Genomic DNA, 17,002 nt, shown 5'->3' with positions numbered 1-17,002 from the left:
CGGGAGGTGACCGGGGTGGGGGCGGGTCAGGCGGTGCGGCGGCCGAGCACCAGCCGGGAGCGGGTGAACAGCATCGCCAGCCCCACGGCCAGCAGCGGCAGGCCGACCAGGGTGACCGCGAGGTCCGTCCACGGGAAGGCGATCACGGCCTGGGCGGGCTTGATCATCCCGTACTGCGAGTTGTAGACCGCGGACGCCTCCATCTTGCGCAGGGCGACCGCCGGGATCACGCCGCAGACCGTGCCGAGCACGGTGCCCATCGCGGCGATCACCCCGCACTGGAAGCCGGACAGCCGGCGCCGGATGCCGCCGGCGGCACCGACCGCGGCCAGGGTGGCCAGGTCGCGCTGCGAGTCGGCGGCGGCGAGGCCGGTCGCGATGCCGGCGGCGCCGAGGGCGACCACGCCGGCGAAGCCGGTCAGGGCGAGCCCGGTGAGGGTCTGCTGCGAGCGGTAGCCGCGCTCGACCGTGACGGCGACGCCGTCGTCCAGCTTGGCCACCGCGGCGGACGCCTTCTGCTCCGCGCCGTCGGAGGGCGCCGCGGCCGGCCGCCAGACGCTGCCGGCCGGACGGGTGCTCAGGCCGAGCCGCTTGGCGGTCTCCGGGCTGACCAGCGCCTGCGCGGCCGGCGTCTCCGGCGCGGTGTAGACGGCGTCGACGGTGACGTGGTGCACGGTGGGCTTGCCGCTCGGCTCGGGGCTGAGGACGTCCTCCTTGGTCTCCGTCTGCTCCACGGTCAGGTCGAGGGTGATCTTCCCGTCCTTGATCAGCTTCCGGTCGAAGACCACCGCCCTGCCCTCGGCGAGGGCCTGCTCGGCGGCCGCGTCCCGCACGCCGAACATGTTGTGCAGCACGGTCGCGTCGCCGGCCGGGACGTAGCCGGCCATGCTGCCGTAGGTCGGCTCGTCGGCGCAGCGCCGGTCCTCGCGGAGGATCCGCTGGACCTCGTCGGTCGACATGCTCGCGCTTTCGACGTCCGGGTCCCGGACGGGGCATCGCAGTTCCTTGGGGACGGACACCTCGACCCAGCCGCAGGACCGCTGCTGGCAGTTGCTGCCGTACTGGGTGGACAGCGGGTCGGCGCGCGGGCCGATGTCGGGGATGGACCGCTCGACGGCGGAGCGCAGGGCGGTCAGGTCCGCCGTGACGGTGCCCGGGCCCTGGTCCGCCATCAGCCTGACGGACCCGGCGGGCAGTTCGGCCCGGTACTGCTGCCGCTGCTCCAGGTCGGAGCTGGCGGTGTAGATGCCGACCGCGACGGAGCCGGCGACCGCGGCCATCACGGCGGCGACGGCGGGGGCGGTGCGGCCGCGGTGGCGGACGGCGTCGCGCAGCGCGAGGCGGGGGCTGAGCGGCAGGTGGCGGCCGAGCCGGCCGAACAGGCCGACCAGCATCGGGGTGCAGGCGATCATGCCGAGTTCGGCGAGCGCCGATCCGCCGAGGGTGCCGAGGGTGCGACCGGCGGCGCCGGTGAAGGTGCCGAGCAGGGCGAGCGCGGCACCGATGCCGACCACCACCAGGCCGACGACGGCGAGCCTGCGGCTCGGGGGCCGGACGGAGCCGCGGCCGGTGAGCGCCTCGACGACGTCCGTCCGGGCGGCCTGGAAGGCCGGGACGACCGCCGCGAGCAGGCCGGTGACCAGGCCGATCAGGGCGATGCAGAGCAGGTCCAACGGCTGCAGGTCGAGGTGGCCGAAGCGCTGTCCGGCGGCCTCCTCCGCCCACGGGCGGAGCACCGCGACGGTGGCGACGGCGAGGACGACGCCGACCACGGCGCCGGCCAGACCGAGCACCAGGCCGCCGCCGAGCACCACGGCCCGGACGTGCGAGCGGTCTCCGCCGCCGGCGGCGAGCAGGCCGAGCTGGCGGCGCGAGCGGCGGGCGCCGACCGCGAAGGCGGGGCCGGCGAGCAGCACGATCTCCAGCAGCGCCATGCCGACGACGGTGCCGACGACGACCAGGCCGACCGTGTCGACGCCCCCGAAGCCGCGCTGGTCCATGTCGACGTAGTAGGGCACCTGGGCGCGCGGCGGCGGGTCCGTGAGCACGGTGCGCGACGTCAGCCCGAGGCCGTACTTGTTGAGCTCCAGGACCTTCGGCCAGTCGAGGACGGCGCCGTGCGGCAGCTTGACGAGCCAGCGGTCGCCGCCGAAGCGGTCGCTCCGGTCGGCACCGCGGTTGGCGGCGTGCAGCGGGGCGACGAGCTCGCCCGGGCGGCCGATCAGGGTGACGGCCCCGAGCTCGCCGGGGAACTCCGCGACGGCGGTGATGTGGAAGGGCGTGCCGTCCAGGCCGTGCAGCACGGTGCGGTCGCCGACGTGCAGCCCGGACTTGTCGAGGAAGGCACGGGTGGCGGCGATCTCGTGCGCGCCGCTCGGGGCCCGGCCCTCGACGACGTTCAGCCGGCCGCGCCAGATCGGGTCGGTCAGGTCGGCCTCGGTGGTGTCGACGCCGAGGCGGCCCTCCTTGCTGGTGGCGGAGGCGTTCTCGCCCATCGGGAAGGGGACGAGCACGGTGCCCGGCGGCAGCAGTTCCTTGGCGAGGACCGCGGGATCGGTCTTCGCGCTGCGGACCTGCTCGGCGGTGGGCTTCCTGCCCTCCTCCACCGGGGCGCCCCAGCCGCCCTCCTCGGCGTTCGGCGGCTGGAGCACGATCGTGCCGCGGCCGAAGGAGTGCAGCAGTCCGTCGGCGCTGCCCATCACGCGGACGGCCTGCTCGGCGGGCTCCAGCTCGCCGCTGCGGTACATCACGTCGGCGCCGGCCACGCCGAGCACCGGCAGGGCGATCATGGCGAGGACGAGGGCGCTGCGGCCCTTGGCCCGCATGGCGTCGCGGCGGGCTATCCGCATCGCGGCCCGCCAGGAACGGAGGCTCACTCGCCCGGCCCCTTCACGCTGTTGGTGGCGGCGGTGACCAGCAGGCTCGCCGCGTCGCGGCTGACGCTCTGGTCGACCAGCCGGCCGTCGCGCAGGAAGACCACGCGGTCCGCCCAGGCGGCGTGCCGGGCCTCGTGGGTGACCATCATGGCGGCGGCGCCGGCGTCGCAGCGGGCGCGCAGCACGGCGAGGACGGCCTCGCCGGTGGTGGAGTCGAGGGCGCCGGTGGGCTCGTCGGCGAGGACGAGGCGGCGGTCGCCGATCAGGGCGCGGGCGATGGCGACGCGCTGCTGCTGGCCGCCGGACATGTCGTCGGGGAAGCGGTCGGCGAGCTCGGGGATGCCGAGCTCCTCCAGTGCGGCGAGCGCCTCGCGGCGGGCCGTCCGGCCGGAGACGCCGTCGAGCTCGCGCGGGAGGGAGATGTTCTCGGCGGCGGTGAGCGCCGGGATCAGGTTGTAGTCCTGGAAGACGTACCCGACCGAACGGCGCCGGACCTGGGCCTGCTGCTTGCGGGAGAGCTCCCCGAGCACGGCGCCCTCGACCAGCACGCGGCCGGAGGTGGGGCTGTCCAGTCCGCCGGCCAGGGTCAGCAGGGTGGACTTGCCGGAGCCGGAGGGGCCCATCACGGCGACCAGCTCGCCGGGGTGGACGACCAGTTCGACGCCGCGCAGGGCGTGCACCTCGGCGGCGCCGTGGCCGTGCACGCGGCTGACCTGGTCGAGGTGCAGCACGGGCGGCCGCGGTTCGGTGTGGGTGGTGCTCATGCTTCCCCCTGCTGTGGTGGGTCAGATGCGGGACCGGCGCGACCGGCCCGTGGTGGTGGCGGGCGGCGCGGGTGCGGGCGCCGGGACGGATCGGGAGGCGTGCTGGGCGAGACGGCTCTCGCAGTGGTCCAGCCAGCGGATCTCCGCCTCGGTCTGGAAGATCAGCTGCTCCAGGACGAGCAGCCAGGCGAGGTCGTTCTGCTGCTCGCCCGCGGTGAGCGCCTGGGCCTTGAGCCGGGTGTAGTCCTGCAGGGCCTTCATGCTGTGCCGGCGCTGGGACTGCACCACGGCCTGGACGTCGACGCCGGGGACGCCGACGGCCATCGCCAGCTTGATCGCGAGTTCGTCGCGGGGCGGATTGGTCCGGGGCACCGGGGAGTCGAACCACTGGCGCAGTTCCGTGCGTCCTGCCTCGGTGACGGCGTAGAAGAGGTGGCCCTCGTCGTCCTCGCCGGCGGGCTCCACGAGCCCGTCGCGCTCCAGGCGCCCCAGCGTGGTGTACACCTGGCCGACGTTCAGCGGCCAGGTCGCACCGGTGCGGGCCTCGAACTCGGAGCGCAGCTGGTAGCCGTACCGGGGGCCCTGGTCGAGGAGGGCGAGGAGACCATGACGGATCGACATACCGAGTATGTATACCCGGTATGCCCCGGAGCCTCAAGCCCCGCCGCCCCCGACCGGGCGGTCCGGGGCCGGACAGCGGGTACGGTCGGGGATGTGAGCCAGCTGCGCATCGCCACCTTCAACCTGCTCCACGGTCAGCCGCTCGCCGCCGACGGGGCGCCGCTGCCCTACCCGGCCGAGCCCGGCGCCCCGCTCGGCGACGCGATCGCCGAGCTCGACGCGGACGTCCTCGCCCTGCAGGAGGTCGACCGCCACCAGGAGCGCTCCGGCCTGGTCGACCAGGCCGCCGTCGCGGCCAAGGCGATGGGCGCCGCCGACTGGCGCTTCGCCGCCGCCCTGCACGGCAGACCCGCACCGCTGGCCGGCTGGCTGACCGACCCGGCGATGACCTCGCTGCAGGTCTACGGCCCCGCCGAGGTGGACACCGCCACCGGCCTGCCCTCCTACGGCACCGCCCTGCTGACCCGCCTTCCGGTCCGGCACTGGCGGGCCCGCCGGTTCGCCCCGGCACCGTTCGGCCTGCCGCTGCGGGTCGCCGGACGCCGCGGGCTGACCCCCGTCCCGGACGAGCCGCGGGCCGCGCTGGCCGCCGTGCTCGAGGGCCGGCACGGGCCGTTCACCGCGGTCGCCGCGCACCTGTCCTTCGTGCCCGGCTGGAACGTCTCGCAGCTGGCCGCGATCCGCCGCTGGATCGCCGACCTGCCCCGGCCCTACCTGGTGCTCGGCGACTTCAACCTGATCGGGGCCGTCCCGCGGACGGTGCTCGGCGGAGCCGCCGCACTGGACCGCACCACCGCCCGGGAACGGGTCCGCGAGGCCCGGGCCGCCCGCCGCACCCGGCTCGAACAGGACGGCGGCCGACGGCGCCGGGTCCGCGAACCGCGGCCCCGCCCGCAGGGCTGGTACGACCTGGCGCGCACCCCCACCTACCCGTCCCACAAGCCGGCCGTGCAGTTCGACCACGTCCTCGGCGGCGGCGTCCCCCGCAGCGCCGTCGGCCCCGCCGCGGCCCCCCGCACCACCGTCTCCGACCACCGCCCCCTCGTCGTCGAGGTCGACCTGTAGAAGGCACCACCGCCTCAGGGGCGCCTGGCGACTTGCCCCTGGGGTGCTAGACCCGCCCCGAGCCCTTGGCGAGCATGGGGCGGCCGCCCTGGACGGGGAGGTGCGGGCCGACCGGCTCGTACTGGAGGAGGAGCATCGCCGCGTCGTCCCCGAGCTTGTGCCCGACGTGCCGCACCACGTCCTGGTGCACGTTCCGCAGCACCTCGACCGGGCATCCGGTCGCGCAGTGCGGCAGCCGGTCGGTGAGCGGGTAGAACGCTCCGCCGCCGTCCCGGGCCTCGATCACGCCGTCGGTGTAGAGCAGCACCCGGTCGCCGGGCCGCAGCGGCAGCCGCTGCACGGGCGGCCGGACGTCCGCCGGGTCGAGCACGCCGAGCGGCGGGACGGGTTCGGCGGGCTCCAGCAGGGCGACGCCCTCGCCGGCGCGCAGCAGGACGGGTGCGGGGTGTCCGCAGTTGACGACCTCCGCGGTGCCGTCGGAGCGGATCCCGATCAGCACGAGGGTGACGAACTCCTCCTCGATGCCGGGGTGGTCGTTCTCGTGCAGGGCGCGGTCGAGGCTGACGGCGAGCCAGCCGGCGACCCGGTCCAGCGAGGCCTCCTGGTGGGCGGCCTCGCGGAAGGCGCCGAGCACCGCGGCGGCGGTCTCCACGGCGGCGAGGCCCTTGCCCCGGACGTCGCCGACCACCGCGCGCACCCCGTGCCGGGTGTTGACCACCTCGTAGAGGTCGCCGCCGATCGAGGCGTGCGCGTGCGCCGCCGCGTAGTGCACGGCGGCGCGGACGCTGCCCACCCGGTCGGGGACGGGCCGCAGCAGCACCCGGCGGGCGATCTCGGCGACGAGCTGGGCCTCGGCGAGGGCGAGCTCCTGGCGGAGCCTCAGCGTGGTGGAGACCCAGCCGATGCCGGCGACCAGGGCGATCGCGAAGACGGTCGCGCTGTGCACCGACTCGCCGAGCACGTCGTTGTAGCCGGCCATCAGGAAGGCGGCCAGCTCGGTCAGCACGCCGATGAGCAGCGGGTACCAGGTGCGCCGGCTGACGACGGCGGCGAGCGCCGGGACGGCGGTGAGCGCGGGCTCGACCGTCACCTCGGTGTTGCTGAAGAAGTCCAGGGAGACCACCAGCGCCATGCCGATGAACGGCAGCGCCAGTGCGGTTCTCGGCCAGGTGCCCGTCACCGTGCCCGGGTCTGCCCCCGGGGCGGGCCCCGCGAGCCGGTCTCTGATCCATCCGGTCGCGCTCAACGTCGGTCTCTCCAGCAGAAGGTGGCCGGTGCCAGGGGACACCTGCGGTGATGACGGAGGGTCAGGGGGCTGTGGCCCCCGCATGCGGCCGGAGTACGGGGTTGACCGGTTACCGACCCCACAATAGGTGCGAAAAGTGCACAGTGCACAGATTTCGCACGATCCCGTGACGGCTTGAATGCTCTGCGTGACTCATTCTTCACTATTCCCGATCAGGAGCCTGGTCAACTCTTTTCGGTCAGGAAGTCCTGCGGGTCTGACGACCCGGCCGCTGCGGACGTACAGGAACGCCGCACTGACCTGCTCCGGCTCGACGCCCGCCCGCTCGGCCCAGGCCAGCCGGTAGATGGCGAGCTGCAGGGGGTCCGCGGTCTCCTCGCGGTGGGTCTTCCAGTCGACCACTTCGTAGCGCCAGGGGTGCGGTGACCCTGAGCCACCGTCACGCTCCCGGTAGACCGCGTCGATCCGGCCGCGCACCACGCGTCCCGCCAGCAGCAGCTGGAACGGCGCCTCGATCCGGTACGGCACCCGGTCCGCGTACGGGCTGCGCAGGAACGCCTCCTTGAGGCCTGCGAGGTCCCGCTCGTCCTCGATGCCGTCCTCGTCGGCGCCGGGCAGCGCGTCCGGCTCCAGGAGCAGCAGTTCCTCCGTCTCGAAACGGGACTGCACCCAGCTGTGGAAGCGCGTGCCGCGGCGGGCGGCCGGCTGCGGCGGGCGGGGCATCGGCCGGGCGAGCTCCCGGGCGAAGCCGTCCGGGTCGGCGGCCAGCCGCATCACCTGCGAGGCCGAGAGCGAGGCGGGCAACGGCACTTCGCGCACGGAGCGCCTGGCCCGGGCCAGCTCGCCGAGCAGTGCGTCCAGGTCCCGGTCCCAGGAGGCGACCAGCCGGGCGTCCTCCGGAGCCATCTCCTCCGGCTCGGCCGGCGGCGCCCCGGCGAGCCGGTGCCGGACGACCTCGGCCACCCGGCGGCGGGCCCGCTGGGCGGCCGCGTCCAGCGGCAGCGGCCAGGGCGTCTCCAGCGAGCGGGCCAGCGCCGGGTTCTCCGCCTCCGGCAGCGGCTCCTCCGCCCACGCCTCGACCTCGCCGTTGCCCGGCGACGCGCAGTGCTCGCGCAGCTCGACCAGGAAGTCCGACGGGCCGCGGCGGCGCTTCTGGTTCGGCCCCCACCAGTGCCCGGAGGCGAGCAGCAGCTCCCGGGGGCGGGTGAAGGCGACGTAGCCGAGCCGCAGTTCCTCCACCGCCGAGTGGTGGGCCATCTCCTTCTTGAACAGGCCCATGCCCTTGGCCGTCCAGGGCGGGTCGCCGGGCAGCGTGTCGGCGTCGCCGCGCAGTGCGTGCGGCAGCACCCGGCGGGTGCTCGTCCAGCGCTCGCGGCCCTGGCCGGACGGGAAACCGCCCTTCACCAGGCCCGGCACCGCGACGACGTCCCACTCCAGGCCCTTGGACTTGTGCGCGGTCAGCACCTTCACGGTGTCCTCGCCGCCGGGCAGCCCGGCGTCCAGCCCCCGCTCGTACTCCTGCGCCGCCCGCAGGAAGGCCAGGAAGGCGGAGAGCCCCGGGTCGCCGTCCAGGTCGGCGAAGCCGGCCGCGATGTCCAGGAAGCCGTGCAGCGTCTCCCGGCGGCGGGCGGCCAGCGCGTGCGGCGAGGCCGACAGCTCGACCTCCAGGCCGGTCACCGCGAGGACCCGGTGCAGCACGTCCATCAGCGGCTCGGCCAGCGCCCGCCGCAGCTCCCGGACCTCCCGCGCCAGCCGGGCGAACCGCACCCGGGCCTCCGGCGAGAACGGCAGCTCGTCGGGCTGCTCCGCCTCCAGGAAGGTCTCCAGGGCGTCGGCCAGCGACACCACCTCGGTCGGGTCGGTGCCCGCCACCGCCGCGGCCAGCGCATCGCCCTGCAGCCGCTCGGTGCGCACCAGCTCGGCGGCGCGGCGGCCCAGCAGCGCCAGGTCGCGGGGGCCGATCCGCCAGCGCGGACCGATCAGCAGCCGCACCAGCGCGGCGTTCGCCGTCGGGTCCTGCAGCACCTCGCAGACCGCCACCAGGTCCGCCACCTCGGGCAGCTGCAGCAGACCGCCGAGGCCCACCACCTCGACCGGCACCTCCCGGGCGACCAGCGCCGCGTGCACGTCGGGGAAGGCCGCACCGCCCCGGCAGAGCACCGCGATCCGGCCGGGCGCCGTCCCGGTGCGCACCAGGTGCGCGATCCGGTCGGCCAGCCAGTCGATCTCCTCGGTGTGCGTCGGCAGCAGCGCGCAGCGCACGAAGCCGTCCGCCTCCGCCCCCGGGGCCGGGCGCAGCGCCTCCACGCCCTCGTGCATGGCCCGCAGGTCGGCCGCCAGGTGGTTGGCGAAGGCCAGCAGCCGGCCGCCGCTGCGGCGGTTCTCGCTCAGCGCGTAGCGGGCCGAGGCGGTGCCGTCCTCGCGCGGGAAGTGCAGCGGGAAGTCGTCCAGGTTGGCCACCGAGGCGCCGCGCCAGCCGTAGATCGCCTGGCAGGGGTCGCCGACCGCGGTCACCGGGTGGCCGCTGCCGCCGCCGTCCGCGCCGAACAGGCCGGCCAGCATCAGCCGCTGCGCCACCGAGGTGTCCTGGTACTCGTCGAGCAGCACCACCCGGTACTGCTCGCGCAGCAGCCGGCCCACCTCCGGGCGCTCCTGCGCCAGCCGGGCCGAGGCGGCTATCTGGTCGCCGAAGTCCATCAGGCCGCCGGCCCGCTTGCGGCGCCGGTAGTCCTCCACCAGGTGCAGCAGCTCCTGGCGGGCCCGGGCGGCCTTCGGGACGGCCCGCAGGTCCTCGTTGGTCAGCTTCGCCGTCGCCAGGCCGTCCAGCAGCTCCTCGTCCCAGGCGCGCAGCCGCTCGGGCTGCACCAGGTGCTCGGCGAGTTCGGAGTCCAGTGCGATCAGGTCGGCGACCAGCGCCGAGAAGGTGCCGGTGAGCGCCGGGAACGGGCCGCGGGCGGAACGCAGCACCTTGGCCGCCAGCTGGAAGCGGGTCGCGTCCGCGAGCAGCCGGACGTCCGGCTCTATGCCCAGGCGCAGGCCGTGCTCCTTCAGCAGCCGGCCGGCGAAGGCGTGGTACGTCGAGATCTCCGGCTCGCCGAGGGACTCGGTGTCGTCCGGGTCCAGGACGCGGGCGCGGAGGAGGGCGGTGCGGACGCGCTCCGCGAGCTCACCGGCCGCCTTGTTGGTGAAGGTCAGGCCGAGCACCTGCTCCGGCGCGACCGCCCCCGAGCCGACCAGCCACACCACCCGGGCGGCCATCACCGTCGTCTTGCCGGAGCCCGCGCCGGCCACGATCACGGCGGGCTCCAGCGGGGCACCGATGGCCTGCATCTGCTCGGCGTTGAACGGGATGCCGAGCAGTTCCTTCAACTGGCCGGGGTCGTCGAGCACGGAACGCACCCCCCAACGCTAACCGGCCCCGCCGACAGAGCGGTCCACCGAGGGGCGCTGGGGGCACCTCCCGGCCGAGGGCCGGGGGCGGAACTGCGCAGTCCGGGGCTGGTGATCGAAACAGATCAGGGCTCGCCGTGGTACCCACAGTCGCCCACACCCGAATTGCGCAGTTCCCCGCGCGCCTGAGCGGCTCGGCCCTACTCGATCAGTTGGCGGCCGTCGCGCTGGGCGGAGCAGCTGCTGCGGAAGGCGCAGCGGCCGCAGCCGTCCCCCTGGGTGGGGACGAAGCGTTCGGCGAGGACGCGGCCGGCGGCGTCGGCGAGCAGGTTCTCGATCCAGGGTTCGCCGTCGGACGGGGCCTGCTGCTGGACCTTGGGGGCTTCCTTGTCGGTCTTGCCGGGCTCGCGGAGGTGGACGAGTTCGGCCCCGCCGGAGGCGATCCCCTCGGGGACGCCGGGCAGCCCGTCGAGGGCGCCGTTGCGGACGGCGAGCTGGTAGACGGCGAGCTGCTTGTGCTCGGGGAGGGACTTCTCGGTGGGGATCTGCTTGCCGGTCTTGAAGTCGACGACGTAGGCGCGGCCGCCGGCGTCCTGCTCGATGCGGTCCATGGAGCCGCGGATGCGGACGGCGACGCCGCCGACGGTGAGAGTGAGGTCGAAGCCGTGTTCGGTGGCGACGGTGGTGCGGCCGCGTTCGAGGACGTGCCAGTGCAGGAAGCGTTCGAGGGCGGCGCGGGCCTCGGTCTTCTCCTGGTGGGACTTCCAGGGGGCGTCGAAGGCGAGGGCGTCCCAGACGGTGTCGAGGCGTTCCATGAGGACGGCGAGGTCGGCGGGGGTGCGGCCGGAGCCGACCTCGTCGGCGAGGGCGTGCAGGACGTTGCCGAAGCCCTGGGCGGCGCTGGCGGTGCCGGCGGCCCGGACGTCCTTGTCGAGGAACCACTGGAGGGCGCAGCTGTCGAGTTGTTCGAGGCCGCTTCCGGAGAGCCGGACGGGGGTGTCCGGGGAGCGCAGCGGGTCGGGGGCGGCGGTCTGGTCGTGCAGGCCCCACCAGCGGTCGGGGTGGGCGGCGGGGACGAGCGGGGCGCCGTCCTCGTCGGTGGCCTCGGCGAGCCGGGCGAGGCGTTCGGCGGCGGCGCGGCGCAGCGCGGGCGGGCGGGCCGGGTCGAGGGTGACGGCCCGGAGTTCGGCGACGAGTGCGGCGACGGCCAGCGGGCGGCGCGGGCGGTGGGTGATGTCGGCGACGGTGACCTGCGGGGTGCGGGAGCGGACCTTGCCGGTGCGCGGGTCGAGCTCCTCGCGGTAGAGCTCGCGCAGGAAGCGGGAGGGTTCGTCGCCGTCCTCGGCGGGGGCCTTGACGGCGGTGACGATCAGCCGGTCCTTGGCGCGGGTGGCGGCGGTGTAGAAGAGGCGGCGTTCCTCGCCGAGGAGAGCGGCCGGGGAGAGCGGTTCGGCGAGGCCGTCGCGGCCGATCCGGTCGGCCTCCAGCAGGGAGCCGCGGCGGCGGAGGTCGGGCCACAGGCCCTCCTGGACGCCGGCGACGACGACGAGGCGCCACTCCAGGCCCTTGGAGCGGTGGGCGGTCATCAGCCGGACGGCCTCGGGGCGGACGGTGCGCACGGTGAGGGTGTCGGCGGCGATGTCCTGGGCCTCCAGTTCGGCCAGGAACTCGGGGGCGCTGCGGTGGCCGGCGGCCTGGTCCTCGGCGCGGGCGGCGGTCTCGAAGAGCGCGCAGATCGCGTCGAGGTCGCGGTCGGCGTTGCGGGCGGCGGCGCCGCCGCGCAGGGCGGCCCGTTCCAGGCGTTCGCGCCAGCGGCGGCTGCCGTCCCAGAGCAGCCAGAGGGCCTCCTCGGCGCTGCCTCCGCCGGTGAGCAGTTCGCGGACCTTGCGCAGCAGGGTGCCGAGGTCGCGGGCGCGGCGGGCGGCGGCCGGCTCCATGGCGACGAGCCGCTCGGGCTCGACGAGGGCCTCGCGGAGGAGTTCCTCGGCGGGGCGGACGGCGGCCTGCTCGCCGCTGTCGCGGAGGGCGGCGCGTTCCTCCTCGCGCAGGGCGCGGCCGAGCCGGCGCAGGTCGGAGCCGTCGAGGCCGCCGAGCGGGCCGGTGAGCAGGGTGTGGGCGAGGTCGGGGGTGAGCCGGTCGAGGGGGTCGGCGCAGGTGCGCAGGGCGAGCAGCAGCGGGGCGACGGCGGGTTCCTCGCGCAGCGGCAGGTCGTCGCCGTCGATCTCCAGGGGCACGCCGGCGGCGGAGAGGGCGCGCCGGACGCCGGGGATGGAGCGGGCGCCGGCCCGGACCAGGACGGCCATCTCGCCCCAGGGGACGCCGTCCTCCAGGTGGGCGCGGCGCAGCAGGTCGGCGACGGAGTCGAGTTCGGCGCCCGGGGTCGGGTAGGTGTAGACCTCGACCCGGCCGCCCTCGCGGGAGGGCAGCAGGGCGCGGTGCTGGGCGAGCTTGTCGGCGGGCAGCCGGCCCATCGGCATCCGGCGGGCGAGTTCGCGGGTGGCGGCGAGCAGGACGGCGCCGGAGCGGCGGGAGACCCGCAGCACCTTGACCTCGGCGGGCCGGCCGTCGGCCTGCCGGAAGGTCCCCGGGAAGTCGAGGATGCCGTTGATGTCGGCGCCGCGGAAGGCGTAGATCGACTGGTCGGGGTCGCCGACCGCGACGAGGTCGCGGCCGCCGCCGGCGAGCCGGCGCAGCAGCCGCACCTGGGAGGGGTCGGTGTCCTGGTATTCGTCCACGAAGACGACGTCGTAGCGGGCGGCGAGCTGCTCGGCGGCCTCGGGGCGTTCGGCGAGCAGGACGGCGCGGTGGACGAGTTCGGCGTAGTCGAGGACGCCGCGCAGGTCGAGGACGTCGAGGTAGTCGGCGAGGAAGTGGGCGGCGGCGGCCCAGTCGGGACGCTGGACGCCCTCGGCGAAGCGGGCCAGTTCGTCCTCGCCGAGGCCGAGCTCGCGGCTGCGGGCGAGCACGGCGCGGACCTCGTCGGCGAAGCCGCGGGTGGTGAGGCAGGCGCGCAGGTCGAGCGGCCAGGAGATGCGGCCGGTGCCGTCGCGGGCGTCCTCGGCGCCGCCGGCGAGCAGTTCGCGGACCATGACGTCCTGTTCGGGGCCGGAGAGCAGGCGCAGCGGTTCGGCGGCGTCCTCCTGCTCCTGGTGCTCGCGGAGCAGGGCGTAGCAGAAGGAGTGGAAGGTGGTGGCCTGCGGGGCGGCTCCGGCGGCGCCGATCCGGGCGGTCATCCGGTCGCGGAGCTCCATGGCCGCCTTGCGGCTGAAGGTGAGGACGAGGATGCGGTCGGGGTCGGTGCCGGCGGCGATCCGCCGGGCGACCGCCTCGACCAGGGTGGTGGTCTTGCCGGTGCCCGGTCCGGCGAGGACCAGCAGCGGCCCGCCGGCATGCTCGGCCACCGCCCGCTGGAACTCGTCCAGGGCGGGCGGGGCGGGCTGTGCGAGCGGGCTGCGCACCAGGCGGAAAGGGGAGGTCACTGCGGTCCAGGCGGTCGTGCGGCGGAGCTTCGGTTCTGCGGCCGGTCGGACGGGCGGTCCTGCCGGCGGCCGTGCGGGCGTCGGGCCGGCGGGGGTGTCGGGGACGGGGGCGGCCCCACCGAGCCTACGATCCTGCACCGACATGCCCCGCCCGCGCACCCGGTTCGGCGGATCCGGCGGTGCGGGTCAGCCGCCCTCCCAGCGGGCGCGCCGCAGGTCGACCCGCATTTCGCCGCCGACCTCGCGCAGCGGGGTGCCCTCGGCCCGGTACTCGGGCAGGGCTCGGTGCTCGTGGCCGGGCAGCGGCCGGCCGTCCGCCCGGATCACCCGCCACCAGGGCACTCCGCCGCCGTACAGTGACATGACCCGGCCCACCTGGCGCGGGCCGCCCCGGCCGAGGTACTCGGCGACGTCGCCGTACGTCATGACCCGGCCGGGCGGGATGCGCTCGGTGAGGTCGAGCACGGCCTCGGCGAACGGCGGCAGCGCACCGTCGTCGGAGGTGGTGTCGTACTGCTGCGGCATTTCTCCCCATCCGGTCGATTCCTGGGCCCCCTGCGGGCGATCCGCCGCGCCCGATCGGGCCCCTGTCCCACGCGAGGAGCCGCGGCATGGCAGCATCTTCGGGGCAGTGCGTGGGGATACGAGGACAAGACCAGATGACCGGGACGGCAGACGTGAACGTGGACAAGGGCTCCGACGAGTCCGCCACCGACCGGTCTGCGGGGCCCGAACCCGAACCGCCGACAGTCTCGCCGCAGCGGCAGGCGCCGGGCAAGGACGGGCAGGACGACGCGCAGGACGGCCACGGGACGGGGGGCGGGACGACCGCGTCCGAGGAGCCGACCGGCGAGCACCTGGCCGTCGACGAGCCGCTGCTCGCCGCCCGCGCCCACCGTCCGTCCGACCTGCTGCGCTTCCTGGCCGGCGTGCTCGGCATCATCGCGGTCTTCGTGCTCGCCCAGGTCGCCGTGTCGACCACCACCGGCATCGAGACGGACATCTCGTCCAACGCCGACAAGGTGCCCGGCATGCTGTCGACCGTCGCGGCGCTGGGCTCCAGCGTGGCGGTGCTCGCGGTGCCGCTGGCCTTCGCGGTCGAGCGGCTGATCAAGCGGGACGGCCTGCGGGTCGCCGACGGCGTGCTCGCCTCGGTGCTGGCCTACGGCGTCTCGCTGGGCATCGACTGGTGGGTCGCGGCGGGCGCGCCGCAGGCGATCCGGGACGCCCTGACCCAGGTGCCGCCCGGTGGCACCGAGACGCTCACCGACCCGGTGCACGGCTACCTGGCGCCGGTGATCGCCTACATGACGGCCGTCGGCATGTCGAGCCGGCCGCGCTGGCGGGTGGCGCTGTGGGTGGTGGTCGTCCTCAGCGGCGCCACCGAGCTGATCAGCGGCTACACCACCCCGCTGTCGCTGCTGCTCACCGTGCTCATCGGCTGGTCGGTGGCGTACGGCACGCTGTACGCGATCGGTTCGCCGAACATCCGGCCCACCGGCAAGCACCTGATGATCGGCCTGCGGAAGGTCGGCTTCACCCCGTCCGGCGCGCACCGCGCCCCCGACGCCCCGGGCGAGACCCGCCGCTACCTGGTCACCCAGTACGAGGGCGCGCTGCTGGACGTCCACATCATCGACCGCGAGCAGCAGGCCTCCGGCTTCTTCTACCGGGCGTGGCGGCGGATAAGGCTGCGTTCGGTGGCGGTGCGCCGCAGCCCGCAGTCGCTGCGCCAGGCGCTGGAGCAGGAGGCCCTGATCGCCTACGCGGCGGCCGCCTCGGGCGCTCGCGCCCCGCAGCTGGTCGCCACCTCCGAACTCGGCCCGGACGCCGCGATCCTGGTCTACGAGAACGTGGCCGGCCGCACCCTCGACGAGCTCGCCGACGACGAGATCACCGACGACCTGATGGCCTCGCTCTGGGAGTCCGTCGCCGCGCTCCACGAGCGCCGGATCGCCCACCGCCGCCTCACCGGCGAGTCCCTGCTGGTCGTCGACGAGAAGACCGGCTGCCTGGTGAACCTCTCCGGCGGCGACATCGCAGCCGGCGACCTCACGCTGCGGATCGACATCGCCCAGCTGCTCACCACCTTCGCGCTACGGGTCGGCCCGGAGCGCTCGGTGGACGTCGCCAACCGGGTGCTCGGCGCGGACCGGGTCGCCTCCGCGCTGCCGCTGCTGCAGCCGGTCGGCCTGAGCCGCTCGACCCGGATCGACCTGCAGCGGATGACCAAGGAGCGCAAGGCCGCCGCGCAGGCGCTCGCCCTGGAGCAGGTCGCCGCCGGCGAGCGCACCCAGGAACAGGCCGAGGAGGACATCGCGGCGGCCGGCGAGGACCTGCTCAGCCGGATCCGCCGACAGATCCTGCAGATCGCCCCGGAGGCCCCGCTCGCCCCGGCCAGGCTGGAACGGCTCAAGCCGAAGACCCTGATCATGGTCATCGCGCTGACCTTCGCCGCCTACCTGGCGCTGACCACGATCCAGCCGGGCCAGCTCAAGCTCTCCCAGATGGACTGGGGCTGGGCCGCCCTCGCGCTGGCCGCCGCCGCCGCGACCTACGGCGCCGCGGCGATGAGCCTCACCGGCTTCGTCCCGGAGCGGCTGCCCTTCGGACGGACGGTCGCCGCCCAGCTCGCCGGCTCCTTCGTGAAGCTGGTCGCGCCCGCCGCGATCGGCGGCATCGCGCTCAACACCCGCTACCTGCAGAAGGCCGGGATCCGCTCCGGGCAGGCGGTCGCCAGCGTCGGCGCCTCCCAGCTGGCCGGCCTCGGCGGGCACCTGCTGCTGCTGTTCAGCTTCGGCCTGATCACCGGGACGCAGAAGAACGGCGATCTGGGCGCCTCCCGGGCGGTGATCATCGGCGTGCTGTCGGCGGCGGTGCTCGCCCTGGTGGTGGCGGCCGTGGCGCCGCTGCGACGCTTCGTGGTGACCCGGGTGCGCTCGCTGTTCTTCGGCGTGGTGCCGCGGATGCTCGACCTGATGCAGACGCCGTCCAAGCTGATCACCGGCTTCGGCGGCATCCTGCTGCTGACCCTGTCGTTCACCGCCTGCCTGTACGCCTCGGTACGGGCCTTCGGCGGCGAGATGAGCTACTCGGCGGTGGCCGTGGTCTTCCTGACCGCGAACGCGGCCGGATCGGCGATCCCCACCCCGGGCGGCATCGGCCCGGTCGAGATCGCCCTGATCGGTGCGCTGACGGTCGGCAACGTGCCGCCGTCGGCCGCCACCCCCGCGGTCTTCCTGTACCGCCTGCTGACCTTCTGGCTGCCGGTGCTGCCGGGCTGGATCTCGTACAACGTGCTGCAGCGCAGGGGCGCGCTGTAGCGGCCCCCGACGCGCGGAAGGGCCCGCCCGGCGTGCTGCCGGGCGGGCCCTCGTGTCGGCTCCGGACTAGATGCAATACCGGTGATTTAGGTTGTTTTCCGCCTGGACGGGCTGGTTTTGGTTGGCCCGACCAGCGAGACGGCGGGGACGTCGGGTCGGGGTGGGCTGAGGTGCTCGGTGCGCTTGAGTGCCCAGTTGGACATCTTGCGCTTGATGACGCGGGGGTTGGCGCGCAACC

9 protein-coding genes are annotated in these 17,002 nt (G+C 75.1%); 2 read left to right on the top strand and 7 right to left on the bottom strand.

The annotated features are described in order from the left end of the window. Nucleotides 1–26: 26 nt before the first annotated feature. From AB0442_RS04510 to AB0442_RS04500, 3 genes are read right to left on the bottom strand one after another with little or no spacing between them, the layout of a single operon-like run. The gene (locus tag AB0442_RS04510) at nt 27–2,876 is read right to left on the bottom strand and encodes an FtsX-like permease family protein (protein ID WP_366160549.1); all 2,850 of its coding nucleotides are present in this window, start codon (nt 2,874–2,876) and stop codon (nt 27–29) included. Further along, nucleotides 2,873–3,640, bottom strand: a complete 768-nt coding sequence (locus AB0442_RS04505; RefSeq protein WP_363549224.1) for an ABC transporter ATP-binding protein — start codon at nt 3,638–3,640, stop codon at nt 2,873–2,875. The genes AB0442_RS04510 and AB0442_RS04505 overlap by 4 nt, the downstream gene beginning before the upstream one ends. Before the next feature lie 21 nt (nt 3,641–3,661). Further along, nucleotides 3,662–4,261 (bottom strand): PadR family transcriptional regulator, encoded by a 600-nt coding sequence (locus AB0442_RS04500; RefSeq protein ID WP_344625581.1) that lies wholly within the window; start codon nt 4,259–4,261, stop codon nt 3,662–3,664. Nucleotides 4,262–4,354: 93 nt separating this feature from the next. Between AB0442_RS04500 and AB0442_RS04495 the strand changes: the two genes are divergently transcribed. Beyond that, the gene (locus AB0442_RS04495) at nt 4,355–5,326 is read left to right on the top strand and encodes an endonuclease/exonuclease/phosphatase family protein (RefSeq protein WP_366160546.1); all 972 of its coding nucleotides are present in this window, start codon (nt 4,355–4,357) and stop codon (nt 5,324–5,326) included. Nucleotides 5,327–5,372: 46 nt separating this feature from the next. On the opposite strand, the gene AB0442_RS04490 is transcribed toward AB0442_RS04495, so the two are convergent. The 4 genes from AB0442_RS04490 to AB0442_RS04475 form a co-directional block, all read right to left on the bottom strand. Then, nucleotides 5,373–6,506, bottom strand: a complete 1,134-nt coding sequence (locus AB0442_RS04490) for a PP2C family protein-serine/threonine phosphatase (RefSeq protein ID WP_344625583.1) — start codon at nt 6,504–6,506, stop codon at nt 5,373–5,375. A gap of 258 nt (nt 6,507–6,764) precedes the next feature. Next, nucleotides 6,765–9,971 (bottom strand): ATP-dependent DNA helicase, encoded by a 3,207-nt coding sequence (locus tag AB0442_RS04485; protein WP_366160544.1) that lies wholly within the window; start codon nt 9,969–9,971, stop codon nt 6,765–6,767. Nucleotides 9,972–10,162: 191 nt separating this feature from the next. Then, the gene (locus AB0442_RS04480; protein WP_366160542.1) at nt 10,163–13,441 is read right to left on the bottom strand and encodes an ATP-dependent DNA helicase; all 3,279 of its coding nucleotides are present in this window, start codon (nt 13,439–13,441) and stop codon (nt 10,163–10,165) included. A gap of 186 nt (nt 13,442–13,627) precedes the next feature. After that, nucleotides 13,628–13,966: an MGMT family protein gene (locus tag AB0442_RS04475; protein WP_366160540.1), complete on the bottom strand. Its 339-nt coding sequence runs from the start codon at nt 13,964–13,966 to the stop codon at nt 13,628–13,630. 134 nt (nt 13,967–14,100) lie between these two features. Here AB0442_RS04475 and AB0442_RS04470 point away from each other — a divergent pair, with 134 nt between their 5' ends. Continuing rightward, complete coding sequence (locus AB0442_RS04470; protein ID WP_363549610.1) at nt 14,101–16,764, top strand: lysylphosphatidylglycerol synthase transmembrane domain-containing protein; 2,664 nt, start codon at nt 14,101–14,103, stop codon at nt 16,762–16,764. The last annotated feature ends 238 nt before the right edge of the window (nt 16,765–17,002 follow it).

Origin of the sequence: Kitasatospora sp. NPDC085895, from assembly GCF_040702125.1 — a bacterium.
GTDB classification, from domain to species: domain Bacteria; phylum Actinomycetota; class Actinomycetes; order Streptomycetales; family Streptomycetaceae; genus Kitasatospora; species Kitasatospora arboriphila.
The sequence above is the reverse complement of the archived record's forward strand: the minus strand, read 5'-3'. Positions and strand labels throughout refer to the sequence as shown.